This is a genomic window from Pseudomonas sp. 18.1.10, from assembly GCF_024655625.1.
Taxonomy (GTDB): domain Bacteria; phylum Pseudomonadota; class Gammaproteobacteria; order Pseudomonadales; family Pseudomonadaceae; genus Aquipseudomonas.
Genome location: NZ_JANLGL010000343.1, coordinates 1 through 4,042, shown reverse-complemented (window position 1 = coordinate 4,042; position 4,042 = coordinate 1). Strand labels below are relative to the sequence as shown.

Annotated in this window: 4 protein-coding genes; 1 reads left to right on the top strand and 3 read right to left on the bottom strand. The window is 62.1% G+C overall.

From position 1 onward, the window contains the following. Positions 1-62: 62 nt before the first annotated feature. The 3 genes from NUV89_RS28250 to NUV89_RS28240 form a co-directional block, all read right to left on the bottom strand. Positions 63-962: an acyltransferase gene (locus tag NUV89_RS28250; RefSeq protein WP_257783903.1), complete on the bottom strand. Its 900-nt coding sequence runs from the start codon at positions 960-962 to the stop codon at positions 63-65. After that, positions 963-3,062, bottom strand: coding sequence for a phosphate acetyltransferase (pta, locus tag NUV89_RS28245; protein ID WP_257783902.1), 2,100 nt, complete (start codon positions 3,060-3,062; stop codon positions 963-965). A gap of 79 nt (positions 3,063-3,141) precedes the next feature. Continuing rightward, the gene (locus NUV89_RS28240; protein ID WP_308220208.1) at positions 3,142-3,432 is read right to left on the bottom strand and encodes a DUF3565 domain-containing protein; all 291 of its coding nucleotides are present in this window, start codon (positions 3,430-3,432) and stop codon (positions 3,142-3,144) included. Here NUV89_RS28240 and NUV89_RS28235 point away from each other — a divergent pair. Continuing rightward, entirely contained in the window at positions 3,431-3,916 is a 486-nt protein-coding gene (locus tag NUV89_RS28235; protein ID WP_017737905.1) for a peptidylprolyl isomerase, read from the top strand. The genes NUV89_RS28240 and NUV89_RS28235 overlap by 2 nt on opposite strands. The last annotated feature ends 126 nt before the right edge of the window (positions 3,917-4,042 follow it).

Below are 4,042 nucleotides of genomic sequence, written 5' to 3'. Positions count from 1 at the left end.
TCAGAAACAGATGTGCTGGCTGACACACCGCTTTCGCGAGCAAGCCCGCTCCCACATTTTGATCACTTTTTGTCTGGGAATTCGGTGTGCAGCTTGTCTAGCAGAGCATCCTTGTCTTCCCACAGCTGGTTGATCCAACCCTGGAACGCCGTCCGGTACTCCCCATCCTGCTCATAATTCTTGCCAATGAACTCAGCCGGGATCTGCACCTCTTCAAACTGCACCACAACGTCCTGCACATTCCCGCACAACAAATCCCAGTAGCCCGGGCGCCCGGCCGGATAGTGAATGGTCACATTGACCAATGACTTCAACTGCTCACCCATCGCATCCAGCACAAACGCAATGCCACCGGCTTTAGGCTTGAGCAGATAACGGAACGGCGATTTCTGCTGCGCATGCTTGCCCGGGGTAAACCGTGTGCCTTCGGCAAAGTTGAAAATGCCCACCGGGTTGTCGCGAAACTTCGCACAGGTCTTGCGGGTGGTTTCCAGGTCCTTGCCTTTTTTCTCCGGGTGCTTTTCCAGGTACGCCTTGGTGTAGCGCTTCATGAACGGAAAGCCCAGGGCCCACCACGCCAAGCCAATCACCGGCACCCAGATCAGCTCCTGCTTGAGGAAGAACTTCAGCGGGCGAATCCGCCGGTTGAGCACGTACTGCAACACCATGATGTCGACCCAGCTCTGGTGGTTGCTGGTCACCAGGTACGAGTGCTGGTAGTCCAGGCCTTCCAGGCCCTTGATGTGCCAGCGTGTGCGGCGCACCAGGTTCATCCAGCCTTTGTTGTTGGTCACCCAGGCTTCGTGGGTGTGGTTCATCAGCCATTCACTGAAGCGCTTGGCGAACGGCAGCGCCTTGAACAGCGCGACGATAAACAGGAACGAACACAACAGGATCGTGTTCAGCGCCAGCAACAACGACGCGATCACCCCGCGCACGGCGGCAGGTAGAAAATCCAGCATTTAGATATCCATAGGTCGGTTGGCGGCTTGGATCGCAGTCAGTGCGATGGTGTACACGATGTCATCCACCTGGGCGCCGCGTGGCAGGTCGTTGACCGGTTTGCGCAGGCCCTGGAGCATCGGCCCCAGGCTGACGCAATCGGCGCTGCGTTGCACGGCCTTGTGGGTGGTGTTGCCGGTGTTCAGGTCCGGGAACACGAACACGGTGGCTTTGCCGGCGACCAGGCTGTTGGGCGCCAATTGGCGCGCTACGCTTTCGTTGGCGGCGGCGTCGTATTGCAGCGGGCCGTCGATCAGCAGCGAGCTTTGCTGTTCGTGGGCGAGCAGGGTGGCTTCGCGGACTTTCTCCACTTCTTCGCCGCTGGCCGAATCACCGCTGGAATAGCTAATCATCGCCACGCGCGGCGTGATGCCGAACGCGGCAGCCGAGTCGGCGCTTTGCAGGGCAATCTCCGCCAACTCGGCAGCGCTTGGGTGCGGGTTCATCACGCAGTCGCCGTACACCAGCACCTGCTCCGGGAAGAGCATGAAGAACACCGACGAGACCAAGGTGCAGCCCGGCGCCGTTTTAATAAGCTGCAGAGCCGGGCGGATGGTGTTGGCGGTGGAGTGAATGACGCCGGAAACCAGGCCGTCCACTTCATCCAGCGCCAGCATCATGGTGGCGATCACCACGGTGTCTTCCAGTTGCTGCTCGGCCATCGGCGCGTTGAGGCTTTTGCTCTTGCGCAGGGCCACCATCGGTTCGACATAGCGCTGGCGGATCAGGTCCGGGTCGAGAATCTCCAGGCCTTCGGGCAATTCGATGCCTTGGGCGCGGGCGACGGCTTCCACGTCCGCCGGTTTGGCCAGCAGCACGCAACGGGCGATCCCGCGCGCCTGGCAGATGGCGGCGGCTTGCACGGTCAGCGGCTCGCTGCCTTCTGGCAGGACGATGCGCTTGTTGGCCGCCTGGGCGCGCTGGATCAGCTGATAGCGGAACACCGCCGGCGACAGGCGCATCTCCCGTGGCGTGCCGCAGCGTTGGTGCAGCCAGCGCGCATCGAGGTGGCTGGCGACGAAGTCGGTGATGATCTCCGCGCGTTCGCGGTCATCGATGGGGATTTCCTTGTTGAGGCTGTTGAGCTGGTTGGCGGTGTCGTAGGAACCGGTACTCACCGACAACACCGGCAGCCCAGCCTGGAACGCGCCACGGCACAGGTCCATGATGCGCGGGTCGGGCAGGGTGTCGCTGGTCAGCAGCAGGCCGGCCAGGGGCACGCCGTTGATCGCGGCCAGGCTGACGGCGAGGATGATGTCGTCGCGGTCGCCGGGGGTGACCACCAGCACGCCGGGCTTGAGCAGCTCCACGGTGTTGCGCATGGTGCGCGCGCAAATGATGATCTTGGTCATGCGCCGGCTTTCGTAGTCGCCGGCGTTGAGGATCTGTGCGCCCATCAGGTCGGCTACGTCACGGGTGCGCGGGGCGTTGAGTTCCGGCTGATAGGGGATGCAGCCGAGCAGGCGGAAATCACCGCTGCGCAGCAGGGGCGAATGTTCCTTCAGGCGCGCGGAGAAGACCTCCATGCTTTCGTCGGTGCGCACCTTGTTGAGGATCACACCGAGCACTTTCGGGTCTTTCGGGCCGCCAAACAGCTGGGCCTGCAATTCCACGCGGCCGGAGAGTTCGGTGAGCACTTCGTTTTCCGGGGCGGAGACCAGGATCACTTCCGCGTCGAGGCTCTTGGCCAGGTGCAGGTTGACCCGGGCGGCGTAACTGGCGCTGCGGGTCGGCACCATGCCTTCGACGATCAGCACGTCCTTGCCCACGGCGGCCTGTTGATACAGGGTGATGATTTCTTCGAGCAGCTCATCGAGCTGGCCGTCGCCGAGCATGCGCTCCACATGGGCCAGGCCCAGGGGTTGTGGCGGCTTCAGGCCGTGGGTGCGCGCCACCAGCTCGGTGGAGCGTTCGGGGCCGGTGTCGCCGGGGTGCGGCTGGGCAATGGGCTTGAAGAACCCGACTTTCAGCCCGGCCCGTTCAAGGGTGCGCACCAGCCCAAGGCTGATGGAGGTCAGACCCACACCAAAATCGGTGGGCGCGATAAAAAAAGTCTGCATGCGAATTCTCTGGAGGTGCATGGCTTGGGTGACGCTCTATGGCTGGGCGTCTACCGCGAATCAGGCGCCAAGGTTATCGTTATTCGTGCGGTTGCGCACACCAGCCGCAGGCAAAGGGCTGGCCTATTTTTTTCTGGCGCTGTGCGGGGTCGAGCACCCAGGCGCGGGACTGCCATGGCGGCTGGTGGCGCAGGTGCTGGGTGTGGCCGCAGGAAAGCTCGGCAACCCAGTGCTGGTCGTCGTCCTGGTGAAAACCGGTGACCGTCGAGTCGCGTGTGCGACCCCGTCTGTCCGGGTTGTGTTCGCTTTCGGGCAAATCCTTGTTTAGACTTGTCCGTTCTTCATTCTTATGCAAAAGGTCTCGCCTCATGACGATCGCCGCTAACAAGGCTGTCTCCATCGACTATACCCTGACCAACGACGCTGGTGAGGTCATCGACAGCTCCGCCGGCGGCGCGCCGCTGGTCTACCTCCAAGGCGCAGGTAACATCATCCCAGGCCTGGAAAAGGCTCTGGAAGGCAAGAGCGTTGGTGATGAACTGACGGTTGCCGTAGAACCTGAAGATGCCTACGGCGAGTACTCGGCCGAACTGGTCAGCACCCTGAGCCGCAGCATGTTCGAAGGCGTTGACGAGCTGGAAGTGGGCATGCAGTTCCACGCTTCTGCGCCGGACGGCCAAATGCAGATCGTCACCATCCGTGACCTGGACGGCGACGACGTCACCGTTGACGGCAACCACCCGCTGGCAGGCCAGCGCCTGAACTTCCAAGTGAAGATCGTTGCCATCCGCGACGCTTCCCAGGAAGAAGTGGCCCACGGCCACGTTCACGGTGAAGGCGGTCACCAGCACTGATCGATGCATTGATCGGTTGCTAGCAAAAACGCCCCGACTGGTTCGGGGCGTTTTTTTTGTGCCCGTATTCCATGTGGGAGCGGGCTTGTGTGGGAGCGGGCTTGCTCGCGAATGCGGAGTGTCAGT

Coding starts and splice junctions, on each gene's coding strand:
- NUV89_RS28240 (WP_308220208.1), bottom strand. CDS start 3,432: ATGAGGCGAGACCTTTTGCATAAGAATGAAGAACGGACAAGTCTAAAC.
- NUV89_RS28235 (WP_017737905.1), top strand. CDS start 3,431: ATGACGATCGCCGCTAACAAGGCTGTCTCCATCGACTATACCCTGACC.
- pta (WP_257783902.1), bottom strand. CDS start 3,062: ATGCAGACTTTTTTTATCGCGCCCACCGATTTTGGTGTGGGTCTGACC.
- NUV89_RS28250 (WP_257783903.1), bottom strand. CDS start 962: ATGCTGGATTTTCTACCTGCCGCCGTGCGCGGGGTGATCGCGTCGTTG.